At 35.3% G+C, this 17337-nt stretch carries 19 protein-coding genes; 17 read left to right on the forward strand and 2 right to left on the reverse strand.

All coding sequences use genetic code 11. The features are described 5' to 3' along the window. The coding region (locus tag BW929_RS10145; protein ID WP_143414031.1) for an ATP-binding cassette domain-containing protein at nucleotides 1-277 on the reverse strand (277 nt) is incomplete at its 3' end. Between the two features lie 190 nt (nucleotides 278-467). On the opposite strand from BW929_RS10145, the gene BW929_RS10150 reads away from it, so the two are divergent. The 12 genes from BW929_RS10150 (at nucleotide 468) to BW929_RS10200 (ending at nucleotide 12033) form a co-directional block, all read left to right on the forward strand. After that, a complete protein-coding gene (locus BW929_RS10150; protein ID WP_076545379.1) occupies nucleotides 468-917 on the forward strand; it encodes an RrF2 family transcriptional regulator in 450 nt (149 codons plus the stop codon). 98 nt (nucleotides 918-1015) lie between these two features. Then, nucleotides 1016-2224, forward strand: coding sequence for a permease (locus BW929_RS10155; protein WP_076545380.1), 1209 nt, complete (start codon nucleotides 1016-1018; stop codon nucleotides 2222-2224). Nucleotides 2225-2329: 105 nt separating this feature from the next. Further along, entirely contained in the window at nucleotides 2330-4264 is a 1935-nt protein-coding gene (locus tag BW929_RS10160; protein ID WP_076545381.1) for a copper-translocating P-type ATPase, read from the forward strand. Nucleotides 4265-4445: 181 nt separating this feature from the next. Continuing rightward, on the forward strand, nucleotides 4446-6287 hold the full coding sequence (locus tag BW929_RS10165; RefSeq protein ID WP_076545382.1) for a heavy metal translocating P-type ATPase: 1842 nt from the start codon (nucleotides 4446-4448) through the stop codon (nucleotides 6285-6287). A gap of 85 nt (nucleotides 6288-6372) precedes the next feature. Then, entirely contained in the window at nucleotides 6373-6588 is a 216-nt protein-coding gene (locus BW929_RS10170) for a cation transporter (protein ID WP_076545383.1), read from the forward strand. A 93-nt stretch (nucleotides 6589-6681) separates the two neighbouring features. Further along, nucleotides 6682-7350 carry a Crp/Fnr family transcriptional regulator gene (locus BW929_RS10175; RefSeq protein WP_076545384.1) on the forward strand — a complete coding sequence of 223 codons (669 nt, stop codon included), beginning with the start codon at nucleotides 6682-6684 and terminating at the stop codon, nucleotides 7348-7350. 137 nt (nucleotides 7351-7487) lie between these two features. Further along, nucleotides 7488-8138 (forward strand): class I SAM-dependent methyltransferase, encoded by a 651-nt coding sequence (locus BW929_RS10180; protein ID WP_076545385.1) that lies wholly within the window; start codon nucleotides 7488-7490, stop codon nucleotides 8136-8138. An 84-nt stretch (nucleotides 8139-8222) separates the two neighbouring features. Continuing rightward, nucleotides 8223-8432 (forward strand): heavy-metal-associated domain-containing protein, encoded by a 210-nt coding sequence (locus BW929_RS10185; RefSeq protein ID WP_076545386.1) that lies wholly within the window; start codon nucleotides 8223-8225, stop codon nucleotides 8430-8432. A gap of 66 nt (nucleotides 8433-8498) precedes the next feature. Then, nucleotides 8499-8933, forward strand: coding sequence for a SoxR reducing system RseC family protein (locus tag BW929_RS10190; RefSeq protein ID WP_076545387.1), 435 nt, complete (start codon nucleotides 8499-8501; stop codon nucleotides 8931-8933). A gap of 29 nt (nucleotides 8934-8962) precedes the next feature. Beyond that, nucleotides 8963-9094 (forward strand): LDCC motif putative metal-binding protein, encoded by a 132-nt coding sequence (locus BW929_RS15540; protein ID WP_255417023.1) that lies wholly within the window; start codon nucleotides 8963-8965, stop codon nucleotides 9092-9094. A gap of 74 nt (nucleotides 9095-9168) precedes the next feature. Further along, a complete protein-coding gene (locus BW929_RS10195; RefSeq protein WP_076545388.1) occupies nucleotides 9169-11655 on the forward strand; it encodes a heavy metal translocating P-type ATPase in 2487 nt (828 codons plus the stop codon). Between the two features lie 102 nt (nucleotides 11656-11757). Beyond that, on the forward strand, nucleotides 11758-12033 hold the full coding sequence (locus tag BW929_RS10200) for a metal-sensitive transcriptional regulator (protein ID WP_076545389.1): 276 nt from the start codon (nucleotides 11758-11760) through the stop codon (nucleotides 12031-12033). A 62-nt stretch (nucleotides 12034-12095) separates the two neighbouring features. Here the strand turns inward: BW929_RS10200 and htpX are convergent, their stop codons facing one another. Continuing rightward, nucleotides 12096-12932: a zinc metalloprotease HtpX gene (gene htpX, locus BW929_RS10205; RefSeq protein ID WP_076545390.1), complete on the reverse strand. Its 837-nt coding sequence runs from the start codon at nucleotides 12930-12932 to the stop codon at nucleotides 12096-12098. A gap of 172 nt (nucleotides 12933-13104) precedes the next feature. Between htpX and BW929_RS10210 the strand changes: the two genes are divergently transcribed. The 5 genes from BW929_RS10210 to BW929_RS10230 are packed head-to-tail and all read left to right on the forward strand — an operon-like array spanning nucleotide 13105 to nucleotide 17322. Further along, nucleotides 13105-13665 carry a sugar O-acetyltransferase gene (locus BW929_RS10210; RefSeq protein ID WP_076545391.1) on the forward strand — a complete coding sequence of 187 codons (561 nt, stop codon included), beginning with the start codon at nucleotides 13105-13107 and terminating at the stop codon, nucleotides 13663-13665. A gap of 57 nt (nucleotides 13666-13722) precedes the next feature. Further along, nucleotides 13723-14475 (forward strand): hypothetical protein, encoded by a 753-nt coding sequence (locus BW929_RS10215; protein WP_076545392.1) that lies wholly within the window; start codon nucleotides 13723-13725, stop codon nucleotides 14473-14475. A gap of 35 nt (nucleotides 14476-14510) precedes the next feature. Beyond that, nucleotides 14511-14849, forward strand: coding sequence for a phenylpyruvate tautomerase MIF-related protein (locus BW929_RS10220; RefSeq protein ID WP_076545393.1), 339 nt, complete (start codon nucleotides 14511-14513; stop codon nucleotides 14847-14849). A gap of 14 nt (nucleotides 14850-14863) precedes the next feature. Then, the gene (locus tag BW929_RS10225) at nucleotides 14864-15829 is read left to right on the forward strand and encodes a zinc transporter ZntB (RefSeq protein ID WP_076545394.1); all 966 of its coding nucleotides are present in this window, start codon (nucleotides 14864-14866) and stop codon (nucleotides 15827-15829) included. Nucleotides 15830-15885: 56 nt separating this feature from the next. Next, nucleotides 15886-17322 carry a nicotinate phosphoribosyltransferase gene (locus BW929_RS10230; RefSeq protein WP_143414034.1) on the forward strand — a complete coding sequence of 479 codons (1437 nt, stop codon included), beginning with the start codon at nucleotides 15886-15888 and terminating at the stop codon, nucleotides 17320-17322. The last annotated feature ends 15 nt before the right edge of the window (nucleotides 17323-17337 follow it).

Here is a 17337-nt window from a genome sequence, read left to right on the forward strand (position 1 = left end):
TAAGCCAGGGGAAAAGAGCAGCTTCCTGAAAAACCATAACCCTATCATTACCAGGATTTTGAATCATTTTATTTTTTATCATTACCTGTCCCGAAGAAACGGGAATTAGTCCTGCTAAAATATTTAAAAGTGTTGATTTTCCACATCCAGAAGGACCAATAAAACTAATAAATTCTTTTTCTTTAATTTTTAAATTAATATTTCTTAATACTTCTAATTGCCTGCCATTTTCCTGTTTGAAATTTTTATTAACGTCTTTAATATTAAGTAAATTCATTTAACCACTCCTAATCTACATTAAATCTATAGGAATTAACGTATATATTGTTTAAATTATATATTTCTCTTTTCGAATTGTCAAGTCTAATTTGATATAAATTTCCTGCTATAGTAAAATTAGATTAGTAAAATAATAAACATTAATCTTTAGATTTATCATTTAAAATGCATTGTGAGGTGTTGATAAAATGGAAATTTCAACTCAAGGTAGATATGGGGTCAGAGCTTTAATTGACCTGGCAGTCCATGCAGGCACAGAAGCTGTATCACTGCGAGAAATATCAGAGAGACAGAATATTTCAGAAAGATATTTAGAACAAATTTTTGCTGATTTAAAAAAAGCCGGTTTAATTAGAAGTGTCAGAGGAGCTCATGGTGGATATTTATTAAATCGACCACCGGAAAAAATTAGTCTGGCAGATATTTTGAATATATTAGAGGGGAAAATAGCTCCCGAAGTTCAAATTCAGGATGACCAGAGTGAGGAAGTAGTTTTTAAGACTGTTTCTCAAGAGATCTGGCAAAGACTGGAGAGAGGTATGCATAACTTAATGGAATCGATTACCCTTGCTGATTTAAAACAGAGAATTCGCGAAGTGCAAAAAGAAAAAAGTGAGGGTCATATGTATTATATTTAATTGAACTTAAGGAGAAAAAATTAAAAATTAGGCTTAAAAATTTATAGCTGGCTAGATTCCTCAGTAAAAATAAATATAAAAAATGAAAGGGTGTTATAATGGGTGAATTCTTAAGCTTATACGGAGAGGCAACTATTACAGCGTTCGGCTTTTTCTGGAAATCTGCCTGGGCATTTATTTTAGGTTATTTTATCAGCTCTATGATTCAGACATTTATACCGAAAGAGAAATTGACCCGTTATATGGGAGAAGCTAATTTTAAAAGTATATCTCTATCTACTATTTTTGGAGCAGCATCTTCTTCCTGCTCTTTTGCAGCTCTTGCAGCTGCAAGGGCTCTGGTAAAAAAAGGAGCAAATTTTATAGCTGCTGTTGCTTTTATGTTTGCTTCTACCAATCTTGTGATAGAGCTTGGAATTTTAATTTTTATTTTTCTGGGATGGGAATTTTTAGCGGCAGAAATTATTGGTGGTCTAGTTTTAATTATTATCAGCAGTATTTTATTTAAACTAACATATCCCCAAAAATGGTTAAAACAGGCCAGAAAGAAGGTTGAAAAAGAAGGCCCTGATATTAAAGAAGATTTTAACTGGAAAGAGAGATTGAAAAGTAAAAAAGGTTGGAGAATGGTTGGTAATAGTTTTGTAAGTGAGTGGGAAATGGTCTGGGAAGAAATTTTAATTGGTTTTACTGTAGCTGGTTTTGTGGCAGTATTTGTACCAACGGAAGTATGGAATAAAATATTTTTGATTGAACTTTCCGGCTCCCTGCCTGACTGGCTTGTAGCAGTTGAAAATGCTATGGTAGCTCCCTTTGTTGCTGCCTTAACTTTTATAGGTTCTATGGGAAATATTCCACTTGCTACAATTTTGAATAATAATGGAGTTTTATTTGCAGGAATAATGGGCTTTATTTATTCGGATTTGATGGTCCCCCCCTTAGTAGCAGTAAATATTAAATATTATGGCAAAAAAGTAGCTTTCTATATAGCTGTAATTATGTATATTAGCATTGTTTTTACAGCCCTTATCTTAAATGGAATCTTTGATGTTTTCAATATATTGCCCGACAGCGGGAGAGTTGTAAGTGAAGTTGCTCGTTTTAAAATAGATTATACTTTTTATTTAAATGTGTTTTTTGCTTTTCTGGCTGGATGGCTAGTTTTTCTCAGAAAGAAGTTTAATAAACATCACAGCGATTCAGCAAACGAAATGGAGATGGAAGGGAATGGAAAATTTAAAAAGCTCATTGCTTTTACCTTTATTGCGGTTTTATTTTTGGGTTTAATCATAAATTTTTTGTTATAAATTGAGTTATTTTATCTTTTGACAGATTTGACTCAAACAATTCCGAGTGTTATACTATGATTAAGATACATGACAGGGGTATAGTTGAATGAGGAGGTATTAAAAATGGATCATCAGAAAATGCTTGAAGATTTTAAAAAACGCTTTAAAATATCTTTGCTGATAACTGCACCGATTTTAGTACTTTCACCTATGATTCAAAGCTTTTTTGGTTATACACTGGAATTTACAGGTAGTAAATATTTGTTATTTTTACTTTCTACCGTTATGTTTTTCTATGGTGGCTGGCCTTTTTTAACAGGGCTTAAAGATGAGTTGAGTGATAAAAATCCAGGGATGATGACTTTAATTGCTCTGGCAATTTCTGTCGCTTATTTTTACAGTGGAGCGGTTGTATTTGGCCTGGAAGGTAGATTTTTCTTCTGGGAACTGGCAACTTTAATTGTAATTATGCTTTTAGGACACTGGATAGAGATGCGCTCGGTAATGGGTGCTTCGCAGGCTTTAGAGGAACTGGCAAAATTAATGCCTGATCAGGCACATAAAATTGTTAATGGAGAAGTCAAGGAAGTTAAGATAAAAGAGCTTAAAAAAGGAGACCAGGTTCTGGTCAAACCAGGCGAAAAAGTCCCTGCTGATGGTGTAATCTATGAGGGAGATTCTTATATAGATGAATCAATGTTAACTGGTGAGTCAGAACCTGTTGAGAGAGGAAAAGATGAAGAAGTCATTGGAGGTTCAGTTAATGGGGATAGTTCAATTAAGATTAAAATTGAAAAGGCTGGTGAGGATAGTTACTTATCTCAGGTAATTGAGATGGTAAAGGAATCTCAGGCAGCAAAATCTAAAACTCAGAATTTTGCAGATAGAGCAGCTTTCTGGCTGACTTTGATTGCGATTACTGCTGGTACTCTTACTTTTGGCAGCTGGTTATATATTACGGGAGATTTAGCTTTCTCAATTGAACGGATGGCTACAGTAATGGTTATAACCTGTCCCCATGCTCTTGGACTTGCAATACCACTTGTGGTAGCTGTGTCTACAACCCTATCAGCCAAAAATGGTCTGTTGATTCGCAATAGAACTGCTTTTGAGAATGCCCGTAAAATAGATACAGTTTTATTTGATAAAACAGGTACTTTAACTGAAGGAGAATTTGGAGTTGAAGCAGTTGAGACTTTTACCGATGATTATAATAAAGAAGAGATTTTACAGAAAGCAGCTTCTTTAGAGCAGGAATCAGAACATCCCATTGCAAATGGAATAGTAAAAAAAGCCAAAACAGATGAAGTTGAACTGCTTAAGGTTGATGATTTTGAAATAATGAAAGGTAAAGGCGTGATTGGAAAGATTAATAATACTGATATGAAGGCCGTTTCTCCAGGTTATCTGGAAGAAAATAATATAGAAATACCGAATGATGCTTTAAAGGAAGGTCCATTTACAGAAGTTTTTCTGTTAGAAAATGACAAATTAGTCGGGATGATTAGACTGGCTGATCAGATTAGAGAAAGTTCTTATGAGGTTGTCAAAAAACTTAAGGACAAAGGAATTAAAGTTAAGATGCTGACCGGAGATAATCAGAAAACTGCAGAATATGTAAGTAACGAACTCGGTCTGACTGATTTCTTTGCTGAAGTACTACCTGATCAGAAACAGCAGAAAGTGGAAGAACTGCAGGCAGAGGGTGATTTTGTGGCAATGACTGGTGATGGAGTTAATGATGCACCAGCACTGGCAAAAGCTGATATTGGAATAGCCATTGGTTCTGGTACAGATGTGGCTGCCGAAACAGCAGATATAATTCTGGTTGAAAGTGATCCACTTGATGTACTCAAACTGATTGACTTTGGTAGTTTAACCTTCAAAAAGATGCTGCAAAATCTATTCTGGGCTACAGGATATAATGCTTTTGCAATTCCACTTGCTGCAGGGGTTCTAGCCAGTTTTGGTATTATGATTTCTCCTGCTGTGGGTGCAATTCTGATGTCAATGAGTACAGTTATTGTAGCTATTAACGCCAAATTACTCAAGTTTTAAATTTAGTCAGGATAGATAAATAAAAAAAGAATATTAATTAATATCCATAACCCCAGTTAACTTCAGATTTAAATTTTGAAGTTGGCTGGGGATTTTTTTGTAAAAAATGATTTATATCATAGCTGACCTTTTAAAAAACAGTTATACTGGTCTTACAAATTAAACAGGGAGGTTGTTCGAGATGAAAAAGAAACTAAAAATAGTTATTATATCAGGAATTTTAATTATACTGGCCTGGTTAAGCAATTTCTTAAATTATAATCCACTAATTTTTAAGACAGCTATGATAATTGCAGCGGTTATTGCTGGCTATCAGGTAGCGATCAGTGCCTATAATACTTTAAAAATGAAGGTAATTAGTATTAATTTATTGGTGACAATTGCTGCAGTAGGGGCAGTAATTATAGGAGAATACTGGGAAGCTGCAGCTGTTACCTTTCTCTTTGCCTTTGGTTCCTATTTAGAAAGCCGAACAACAGCTAAGGCGAGAAATGCAATTAGAAATTTAATGGATCTGGCACCAAATTTGGCTACAGTGATTAGAGATGGTAAAGAAAAGGAAATTGCGGCAGAGGAAGTAGAGATTGAGGAGGAAGTAATTGTTAGACCTGGAGAAAAAATACCTGTCGATGGTACTGTAATTAAAGGTGAGAGTGAGATTAATCAGGCGGCCATTACTGGTGAATCAGTACCTGTACGTAAGGAAAAGGGAGATGAGGTGTTTAGTGGAACCATTAATCAGAATGGATATTTGGAAATAAAAACTGAAAAAGTAGGAGATGACACTACTTTTGGAAAAATTATAGAACTGGTGGAGGAAGCTCAGGAAGAAAAAGCCCCAACTCAAAAATTAATGGAGCGTTTTTCTAAGTATTACACTCCGGGAATTATACTGCTTTCAGTAATTTCTTATTTTATCAGCGGCAGTATCAGACTTTCTCTAACTTTACTGGTTATCGGCTGTCCGGGAGCACTTGTTATCTCAACCCCGATTTCTATTGTAGCTGGAATTGGTAATGGCGCCAAAAATGGAATTTTGATCAAAGGAGGTGAGTACTTAGAGAAATCAGGTGAGATTGATCTGCTTGCTTTTGATAAGACTGGAACTTTAAGTAAAGGGGAAGCAGAAGTTGATCAGATTATAACTTATGCTAAAAGTGAGTCTGAGGTTTTAAGACTGGCTGCAGCAGCTGAATTTAATTCTGAGCACCACCTGGCCCGGGCCATCAAGAATAAAGCAGAAGTTGAACTGAAAGAAAGCGTTAAATCTCCAGCTAGTTTTGAAACTCATACTGGTAAAGGTGTAACTGCCAGAATCGATGGCAGAGAAATTATGATTGGAAACAGCAGATTATTTAAAGAGCAGGGAATTAAAATTCCAGAAAAAATTGAAAGAAAGAAGAATAAATTAGAAAAACAGGGTAGAACAGTTGTAGTTGTCTCAGAGGCTGAGAAAATTATAGCTTTAATTTCTATTGCTGACCGACCAAGAGAAAATGCCTATCAGATAGCAGAAAAATTAAAGCGGGTTGGTATCAAAAAAATTGTAATGTTAACTGGAGATAATGAAAGAATCGCAGAATCTGTGGCTGAAGAACTGAATCTTGACGGCTATAAAGCAGAATTGTTACCTGAAGACAAGGTAAAAGCAGTAGAGGAATATCAAAAAGAAGGTTATAAAGTTGCCATGGTAGGAGACGGAATTAATGATACCCCATCTTTAGTAACAGCCGATATTGGTATAGCCATGGGAGCAGCCGGTACAGATGCTGCAATTGATACAGCAGATATTACTCTGATGGCAGATAATTTAGACAAATTACCTTATGCTGTAGGCCTGAGTAAAGCCGCAAATAGAAATATAAAGCAGAATGTAGCCTTTGCTGTTCTGGTAGTTTTTGCTCTGCTGGCAGGGGTTTTAGGTCAGAAAGTATTTTTGGCTTCCGGAATGCTGGTTCACGAGTTAAGCGTTTTAATTGTAATTTTTAATGCTATGCGTTTATTAAGATATAGTACTGAATAAAAATGAAAGTTTAAGTTAATTAAAGAAATTAGGCTTAAGAAATATTTTAGGAATAACCATAATATAAAATTTGGAGGTAATAAAAATGAAAAAAATTAAACTTTATTTAGAAGAACTGAGCTGTCCTGACTGTGCAAATAAAATAGAACAGGTTTTAAATAAAACTGAGGGAGTCAAAAAAGCTGATGTTCATTATACAACCAGTAAAGCCAATGTAGAATACGATTCAGAAAAAATAGAAGTAGCAGATTTAAAAAAAGCGGTTGCAAAAACAGGATATAAGGTAGAAAGGACTAAATAGATAATAAAGGGTATCTGTTTTCGCCCAAATTATACTATAAAGTTATAATAAATGGAGAAAGCAGGTACCTAATTAATATTAAAGGGTGATAGTATGGAAAAATGTGAGCACGAATCATGTGTGAGAAAAGTACCAATTTTTTCTGATCTGGATCATGATAAAATAGCTAAATTAAATAATCTGGTTAAACAGAAAAAATTTAAAAAAGGTGAATTAATCTATCTGGAAGGAGAGCTTGGAAAAAATATTTATATTATTGAGTCCGGCCTGGTTAAATTATATAGAAGTAATGAAGAGGGGAATCAGTATATATTAAGACTATTAAATGAAGGAGATTTTTTTGGAGAACTGGTTTTATTTAAGGAAGAAAAGTTAAGCAGTAGTGCAGAAGCGGTTGGCGACTGTAATATTTGTCTGCTTCCGAAAGCTGAAATTGAGAAATTAATTAAATCATCTCCAGAACTTTCCTATAAACTCTTATCAGCAATTACCAGCCGGCTAAATAAAACAGAAAACAAACTGCAGTCTCTGGCTCTTGAAGATGCAAAAGAAAAAACTATGCGGCTGCTGCTGGAACTTGCCAGAGAAAGTGGTATAGAAAAAGATAATGGAATTTTAATAAATTTACCCCTGAGTCGAGAAGGACTGGCAAATTTAATTGGAACAACTCAGGAAACATTAAGTAGAAAATTGTCAGAACTGCAGAAAGAAGGACTGATTTTATTACAGGGACAAAAGAAAATTTTAATTAAAAATAATTAAATTAATTGTTTAGCAATTCTTATTATGCTTGTTCCGGGCGGAATAAGCATATTTTTTTGACAGAACTAATCCTGAGTGTTATACTATACTTAAGATACTAAATAGGGGTATGTAGTATTTAAAAAGGAGAATTAATTATGGGTAATAAGAATAAAATTAAAAAAAGATATAACAGAGTTGCTCCTGTTTATGATTCTCTGGAATATTTTATGGAAAAAGGTAAAATGGGGGATTGGCGGGAAAATCTCTGGCAGAAGGTAAGTAATAGAATTGAACAGTTAAAAGAAAATAATAATAAAAAGGTCAAGTTATTAGAAGCTGGAGTAGGAAGCGGTAAAAATATTGAATATTATCCAGAAGAAATTGAAATTTTTGCTGTTGATTTCAGCCCCAAAATGATTAAGGAAGCAGAGAAAAAAGCTGATAAATATAATAAAAAGATAAAATTACTGGAAATGGATATTCAAAATTTAAGATTTGAAGATAATTACTTTGATTTAATTGTTACAAGCTGTGTATTCTGTTCGGTTCCAGATCCGATTAAGGGATTAAAAGAGTTAAAAAGAGTTTTAAAAGAAGATGGTCGAATCTTGATGCTTGAGCATATGCGGAGCCGGAATAAAATGGTAGGAAAATTTATGGACTGGTTTAACTGGGTCAGCCTTTACACTTGGGGGGCTAACATTAATCGCAGAACAATAGAAAATATAAAAAAGGCGGGTCTGGAATTGGTCGAAGTTAATAATCTGATGTCTGATATTGTAAAAGAAATTGAACTAAAAAAATAAATTAAACTTGACAAAAAGAATATGTAATGCTATTATTAATTATACCCCTTACACGTATAAAGTATAAAAAGGAGATGTTAAAAAGTGAAAAAAACAATTATTATAGAAGGAATGTCCTGTGGGCACTGTGAAATGCATACTAAAGAAGAATTAGAAAAGATTGATGGTGTTATTTCGGCAACAGCTGATTCTGATAAAGGAGAAGCAGTTGTAGAATTGGAAAAGGAAGTTGCAGAAAGCGAATTTAAAGCGGCTGTTGAAGAAGCTGGCTATAATTATATAAAGACTGTGTAAATTTAAAAATTTTTAATTTCAATATACATGTAAGGGGTATATTAAGTGAAATAGGGGGTAACTCTATTGGAAGAATTAGCAACTGTTGTTCAAAAAAATAATGATAAAGTTGAAGTAAGAATCATAAAACATTCTGCCTGTAGTAAATGTGATAAAAATTGTGGACTTGCTGGTAATAGTCACGATCAGGATCAGGTTTTTTTAGAAGTTGAAGATAAAATTGGTGTTAAAAAAGGTGATAGAGTTTTACTGGAAATGGAAAAGGGTAATCTCGTTTTTGCTACTCTAATTGTTTATTTACTTCCGATTTTTTTAATGATTTCTGGATATTTTTTTGGTAGCTGGGTAGCAGCAATATTAAATATAAAATCGGTTGAGTTAGCAGGTATTGCCGGAACTTTTATTTTTTTAATTATTTCATTCTTACTAAATAAAATTTTAAATTCTTATTTTGAAAAAATATCTTCTTTTCAGCCGACAATAAAGAGAGTAATTAATTAAAAAAAGGTTATGCTTTAGGAGGAAATATAATGGGAAAAAATAAAAAAGGCTGGTGGCAAAAGTTTGTTGATAAACTGGCTTCAGCAAATGAGAAACAGTATGGAAATGATGTTCCAGATTGCTGTGGAGATGGAAAAACCAAAAAAGAAAATGGAAAATAATCTTAAATTTAAAACTGATTAAAGGTTTTTAAAATAGAATGATTTGAAACAATAATTATGGAGGTGCGAATATCATGGCAGATAAGAAAATAACTTTAAAGATAACAGATATGAGTTGTGCCAGCTGTGCTCAGACAGTAGAAAAAGCTTTAAATAAGGCTGTCGGAGTAAAAGAGGCACAGGTTAATTTTGCTGCTGAAAAGGCATATGTTACTTTTAACCCTGACAAAAGCAGTAGAGAAAAATTAATAGAGATAGTAAAAAATACAGGTTATGGTGTTAAAGAAGAAAAGACAAAAGTTAGTTTTGGGATCGATGGCATGACATGTGCTAGTTGTTCAGCAGCTGTTGAAAAAGCTTTAAATAAAAGTGAAGGTGTTTATGGAGCTAATGTAAATATTGCTACAGAAAAAGGAACAGTAGAATACGATCCAGAGGTTTTAAGCAAAAATGATTTTCGTGAGATTGTAAAAAATTCTGGTTATGAACTCAGCCGTTTTGAAGATGAGGAAGCAGAAAATTCTGCTGAAGGTGCTGAAGATGAGTTAAGTGATGACATGAGAAAAGTAAAAGAAGCGAAAAAGAAAATGTGGGGTACCTGGGCCTTTACGATTCCAATTATGCTCTGGATGATTCCCGAGATGTTTTTTGGAGTTGCCTGGCCAAATATGACGATTTTTAATTTAGGAATGATTGTTTTAGCTATACCACCACTTTTTATTTTTGGTCGTAAAACTTTTGTTACTGCCTACAGAGCAGTTAGTCACGGTAGTGCCAATATGGATGTTTTAATTGCAATGGGGACTGGAGCTGCTTTTATTACTGGTCCGGCTGTATTTTTTACCCCGATTGCTAATTATGCCGGAGTTTCAGCAATGATTATGGCTTTCCATTTGACCGGACGTTATATAGAAGAGACTGCTAAAGGTAGAGCTTCCCAGGCGATTAGAAAATTACTTGAACTTGGAGCTAAGACAGCAACAATTATAGAAAAGGGTGAAGAAAAAGAAGTTGCAATAGAGGATGTACAGCCTGGAGACATAATGCTGGTCAAACCGGGAGAAAAAATTCCGACTGATGGTGAAATTGTAGAAGGGAAAACTTCTGTCGATGAATCAATGGCAACAGGAGAATCAATGCCAGTGGAAAGAAAAGTGGGAGACGAAGTTATTGGTGCAACTGTAAATCAGAATGGTTTGATAAAGGTTAAGGCTACTAAAGTTGGTAAAGATACTTTCCTTTCTCAAGTAGTTAAAATGGTTGAAGAAGCTCAGGGTACAAAAGTTCCCATTCAGGAATTTGCTGATAAAATAACAGGTATTTTTGTACCGACTGTTCTAATTATAGCAGCTCTTACTTTTGTTTCCTGGCTGATTTTTCCTGATGCTTTTAGAGAGGTTGGCTTCTGGGCTCAGAGTTTCTTACCCTGGGTTAGTCCGGAATTGGGAACAGTTACTCTGGCAATTTTCGCTACAATAGCTGTATTAGTTATTGCCTGTCCCTGTGCCTTAGGACTTGCAACACCAACTGCTTTAATGGTTGGAAGTGGTATTGGAGCTGAAAACGGAGTCTTAATCCGTAAAGGAGAGGCTATTCAGACAATGAAAGATGTGCATACTATTGTCTTTGATAAAACCGGTACTATTACTAAAGGTAAACCAGAAGTGACCGATTTAATTGCAGCAGAAAACAGCAGTCAGAATAAATTATTGCAGCTGGCTGCAAGCGTAGAAGCTGGTTCTGAGCATCCCCTGGGAGAAGCGATTGTTCGGGGAGCTAAAGATAGAGAAATTAATATTAAAGAAATTAAAAATTTCAACTCTGTTATAGGTAAAGGTGTTAAAGCAGAAGTTGAAGGAAAAGAAGTACTGGTCGGCAGCCGCAAACTGATGGAAGAAGCGGGAATAGATACAAACAGTTTTGAGGAAGATCTAAAGAGGCTGGAAAATGAAGCGAAAACTGCAATGCTGGCAGCTGCAGATGGTAAAATGCTGGGGGTTGTTGCTGTTGCAGATGCTTTAAAGGAAGATTCGATTAAAGCAATTGCTGAACTTAAAAAACTGGGTTTAAAAACAGCTATGATAACCGGTGATAATCAGCGTACAGCTGAGGCTATTGCGCGAGAAGTAGGAATTGACCATGTAGTTGCAGAAGTTCTGCCAGATGGTAAGGTCGATAAAGTTAAAGAACTGCAGTCAAAATTTGGGGTTATCGCCATGGTTGGTGATGGAATCAATGATGCACCTGCTCTAACTCAGGCCAATGTGGGTATAGCAATCGGTACAGGTACAGACATTGCAATTGAGTCATCTGATATTACCCTGGTCAGAGGAGATTTATCATCAGTAATTACAGCTGTTAAGCTTTCTCGGGCAACTTTTAAGAAGATCAAGCAGAATCTTTTCTGGGCTTTCTTCTATAATTTAATTGCAATTCCAGTAGCTATTCTGGGATTATTACATCCTGTGATTGCTGAGATGGCAATGGCTACAAGTTCAATTAGTGTAGTTACAAATGCTAACTTATTAAGAAGAGAAAATGTTCAGGCAGATTACAAATAAAATAATAATTCCAGCTTAATATTGATCGGCTGGAATTATTTAATCAAATTTATCTTTTGAATATTTTAAAATCGTTAATTATATTATGTGAGGAGGATTTTTATGAATTCATTATGCGAATTAGACAGAAAAGATTTAATTACCCGTCTTAAAAGAATAGAGGGTCAGGTTCGGGGTCTGCAGAGAATGGTAGATGAAGAAAAATATTGTGTTGATATTTTGCATCAGATTAATGCTGTTCAGGGTGGATTGAAAAAGGTTGGAATTAAAATTTTAGATAAACATGTGCACGGATGTGTTCAGCGAGCGGTAAAAAATGAGGAAGGCGATGAAGTTATTGATGAGTTAATGGAAGTTCTGGCTAAGTTTACTGATTAAAAGCTAGAAAAAGCCAGGGAATATTCCCTGGCTTTTAATGATTTGTAAAATACTACACTTTTTTATTTAACCTGACGTAGTTTTTTTATTCTTTCTGCTGTAGGTGGATGAGAGCTAAATAATTTAGCCATTCCTTTACTAGAAAGTGGATTTAAAATAAACATATGAGCTGCAGCTTCATTAACCTGCATTGGTTGTGCTCCCTGACTATAGCGCTCCATTTTTTCCAAAGCACTGGCCAGTCCTTCCGGATTACCAGAAATTTTACCACCGGTTTCATCAGCAGTATACTCTCTTGATCTGGAAATTGCCATTTTGATTAAAATAGCTGCCAGAGGAGCAAAGATAATAGCAACCAGCTGCAGTAAAGCTCCAGCGCCATTATTATTGCGGCGGCCGCCAAAAATCATTCTGAACCTTCCCATTCTGGCTAAAAAGGCAAGTGCTCCTGCCATTACAGCGGCCATGGTGCTGATTAGAGTGTCCCTGTTTTTTACATGGGCCAGCTCATGAGCGATTACTCCTTCTAATTCATCTTCATTTAATAAGTTAATTAAACCCTGAGTAACTGCAACAGCTGCATGTTCGGGATTTCTACCGGTAGCAAAGGCATTGGGCTGATTTGATGGTGTTAAATATAGCTCAGGCATCGGTAGTTCAGCATTCTGACTCAGCCTGCGAACAATTCTGTAGATTTCAGGTGCTTCTGCCTCACTTAAGGGTTGGGATTTAGTCATTTTAATTGCAAGCTGATCACTGTTCCAGTAGCTGATAAAGTTAATTGCCAGGGCAAAGATAAAAGCCATTACAATTCCATCTTCTCCGGCGATCATTCCTCCAAAAAACATAAAGACTATTATTAAAGAAAACATTAATAAAAATGTTTTTGTGCGGTGCATAAGCTCTCCTCCTTAGAGTAAAATATATCTATTTCTAATCTAATTCTACAGCAAGATTATAACTAATACAAATTAAAATTTGATGAGAAATTAGGCCTTCTAAATAGAGGAATTTCTTTCTCTTTGTTTAAATATTGATATAGTGATGAAATAAATATAAAAGGTGGTTATTATGAAAACAGAAAAAGAAAAGATGTTGGCAGGAGAGATGTATAATCCTCACTGTGAGGAATTAATGGAAGATAGAGCTCGAGCCAAGGATTTATGTTATAAGTACAATAATCTGGCACCACAGGAGGGAGAAAAGAAAAAGATTGTCTTAAAAGAACTGCTGCAGACAGACAAGGCACCCTACATAGAGCCTAATTTTTACTGTGATTATGGTTATAATATCGAAGTTGGAGAAATGTTTTATGCTAATCACAACTGTGTTTTACTGGATGTAAATACAATAACTATCGGTGATAATGTAATGCTGGGACCGGCAGTCCAGATCTATACAGCCACACATCCACTGGAAGAAAAGGCCCGCAATTCAGGCCGGGAACTTGGTTTTCCTGTGGAGATTGGTGATAATGTCTGGATTGGTGGGGGAGCAGTTATCCAGCCGGGAGTTAAAATTGGTGATAATGCTGTAATCGGAGCTGGAGCAGTGGTAACTAAAGATGTAGCTGCAGATCATTTTGTTGGTGGTAATCCAGCCCGGGTAATTAAAGAAATTGATAACAGCTAAATTTTAAACTTAATCTTTGAGCTGCTTAAATAAATTTATGACTGAGGAGGCTAAATTTTGGATGCTACAACAATAACAATTATATTTATTGTTCTTTCAGCACTGCTGGCAGTCGTCTTCAGAAAAATAAAAAAAGATAAATGCCTTAAAGATTTTAAAAATGATATGGTTACTCTAGAACTTTTAAATGGTCAGTGTTATAAGGGAGAATTAAATTTAAAAAGTTCAGGCTTAAAGTTTAATTATTCAGAGTCAATTCAGGATGATCAAAATCTTAAATTCTTGAGTTTTCTGCTTTATAAAAATGAGTATCCAGATATTCAAGCAGTTGTCCGCTATCACAAGGATTTAACTGAAGAAGGTAAGAAGCTGAGAGAAGAAGATTTCAAAAAAACATTTCATTCTTCCCGCTGGCGCAGGATCAGGCGCTCTATTTTAAATTTCTTAAAAATTATTAAAGATGCTGTAATTGAAATAATTAATCTGCTGACAAGCCATTTTTCAAAAACAACTCCAGTTGGTGCGGCTATCAGCAGTAATGACCGCGAAGTTAATAAAATGAAAAATGAGCTTTATGGTCTGGTTGAAACATCCTATGAACCGCTGCTTGAGGATTATATTGGAGAAAGGGTAATTTTAGAACTTAAAAAAGGCAGTGAATGGGTTAAATATAATGGAGTTTTAAAGGATTATACAGCAGAGTTTATTGAGCTGATTGATGTAGATTATGCCCCGGAGACAAGCGGCAGAATTGATGCAGATTTAATAGTTTTAAGAAAATATGGTATAGTTCGCAATTTAAGTGAGTAGAGATAATCAAACTAAAATCAAAAGGAGTGGTTTTAATGCCATTTATTAAAGTTCAGACTAATCAAAAAGTAAAAAAAGAAGAAGAGTTATTAAAGAAATTATCAGCTGAGATGGCAGAACAGCTTGGCAAGCCAGAATCATATATTATGACAGCTCTGGAGGCTGAGCTAAAGATGACTTTTGGCGGCAGTACTGAAAAAACAGCCTTTATTGAAGTTAAAAGTATTGGTTTAAAGCAGTCAATGACTGAAGAACTTTCTCAATTCATCTGTGAATTCATGGAAAAAGAGCTGGAGATTGAGCAGGATAGAATCTATATTGAATTTGCCGATGCTCCGGGTGCAATGTGGGGCTGGGATGGAGGCACCTTTTAGTTAGGGAGGTATTTATGGCTGCACTGATCACAGGTTATTATGTCGAAAAAGAATATATTAAAAAAATGGATAGTTTAACTGAAGAAATTTCTAATAAAAATGAAGATTCTTTTAGCTGGTATCACCTCAATGTGCTCGAGTCAGAAGCAAAAGAGTGGTTAAGAGAAAAAAGCGGTTTATCTGATATTGTGATTAAAGAACTGATTTCCGAAGAAACCAGACCCCGAGTTTTAAAAGATGAAGACGGGATTCTGCTCAACCTGCGGGGCTTAAATTTAAATCCTGACTCAGATGAAGAAGATATGGTTTCTCTGCATATGTGGATCGAACCCGGCAGAATAATTACTACCCGCAGTGAGCGAGTCTTTACCATTGATGATATCGATAAAAGTTATCAGAGTGGTGATGGTCCCAGGAATACTGCAGATTTTTTAATCAGGGTGCTTGATGGTGTAATAGATCGGATTAGTGATTATATCTATGATATTGAAGAACAGATTGATGAGATGGAGGAAGAGGTTTTAACTGCAGAAAGATCTAAACTGCGTTCGATGATTTCTGAAAAGAGAAGAGAAGCAGTTATCATCCGGCGTTATATAGTTCCCCAGCGGGAATCTATGGCCCGCCTTTATAAAGAAAGAATTGGCTGGCTTGATGAAGATGATAAAGAATATATCTATGAGTTTTCTAACCGTTCAATTCGCCAGATTGAAGAGTTGGATACTATTAGGGATCGGGCTGCCTTAGTTCAGGAAGAACTAAATAATAAGATTAATGATCAGATGAATAGAACAATGTATATACTTTCTATAGTTGGGAGTATCTTTTTACCTTTAGGATTTCTAACAGGTTTATTTGGGATTAATATTGGTGGAATGCCGGGAACTGAAAGCAGTGCTGCTTTTGGAATTTTTTCAGTTTTAATGCTGGCTATTATTGGTATTGAATACTGGCTGTTTAAAAGAAATGACTGGATTTGATTATTTTAAATGTTAAAATCTTATAAAAAAGTAAATAAAAAATAAGGTTGGTGTTGATTAGAATGAGAGATTTAAGTCTTTTAACAGATTTTTATCAGCTGACAATGGCCCAGGGATACTGTGTAAAGGGAAAAACCGAAGAGGCAGTATTTGATCTTTTTTACAGAGAAAATCCCTGTGATAATGGTTATGCAGTTTTTGCAGGTTTAGAACAGGTAATTGAATTTGTAGAGAATTTAGAGTTTAAAGAAGAGGATATAGAATATTTGAGGACTCAGGGTTTTAAGGAAAGATTTTTAGACTATTTAAGAGATTTTAAATTTACAGGTGATATTTATTCAGTGCCTGAAGGGAGTGTTGTTTTTCCAAAAGAACCTTTACTTAAAGTAGAGGCGCCTATTTTACAGGCCCAGTTGTTGGAAACTCCACTTTTGAACTTTATTAATCATCAGGCTTTGATTGCAACAAAGGCAGCCAGGATCACAGAGGCAGCTCAGGGTAAGAGTGTACTGGAATTTGGTCTTAGAAGGGCCCACGGCCCGGATGCGGGCGTTTATGGAGCCCGGGCTGCTGTAATTGGTGGTTGTTCGGGGACTTCCAATGTTTTAACCGGTAAGAAATTTGGAGTTAAGGTCAGCGGCACCCATGCGCACAGCTGGGTGATGAGCTTTGAAAGTGAACTGGAAGCTTTTCGGACCTATGCGGATAATTTTCCCGATAGTGCTATACTCCTCGTTGATACCTATGATACATTAAAATCAGGAGTACCCAATGCAATCAAGGTTTTTAAAGAAATGAAGGATAAAGGAATTGACTCAGAACTTTTTGGAATTAGACTGGACAGTGGAGATCTCGCCTATCTTTCTAAGGAAGCCAGAAAAATGCTTGATCAGGCCGGTCTGGAGGATGCTGTAATAGTTGCTTCTAATAATCTTGATGAGGATATTATTAGCTCTCTTAATCTGCAGGGAGCTCAGATCGATCTCTATGGTGTAGGAACAAAACTGATTACTTCCTATGACTGTCCCGCTTTTGGAGCAGTCTATAAGATGAGCGAGTATAATGACCAGCCCAAAATTAAGCTTTCTGATAATATTGAAAAGATGACTGATCCCGGCAATAAAAAATTGATTAGAATTTATGATCAAAGATCGGGAGAAATTAGAGCAGATTTGATTGCCCTAAAGGATGAAGTAATTAGTGCTGACAGAGATTTAGTTCTTTTTGATGCCAGAGACACCTGGAAAACCACAACTCTGAAAAAAGGGAATTATCAACTTAGAGAAATGATGAAACCAATTTTTAAAACGGGTAAATTAGTTTATGATTCTCCACAGGTTGCTGAAATTAAGGAATATGCAGAGAAGGAAAAAGAGAGTCTAGGAGCAGAATATAAAAGGCTGACCAATCCTCATATAATGAAGGTTGATCTTTCGGATAAATTATATGAGCTAAAACAAAAGCTGATTAAAGAAAATAAAATAGAAAAATAGAATTTTAATTTTTAA

This window comes from Halanaerobium kushneri (genome assembly GCF_900156285.1).
In the GTDB taxonomy this organism is placed as follows: domain Bacteria; phylum Bacillota; class Halanaerobiia; order Halanaerobiales; family Halanaerobiaceae; genus Halanaerobium; species Halanaerobium kushneri.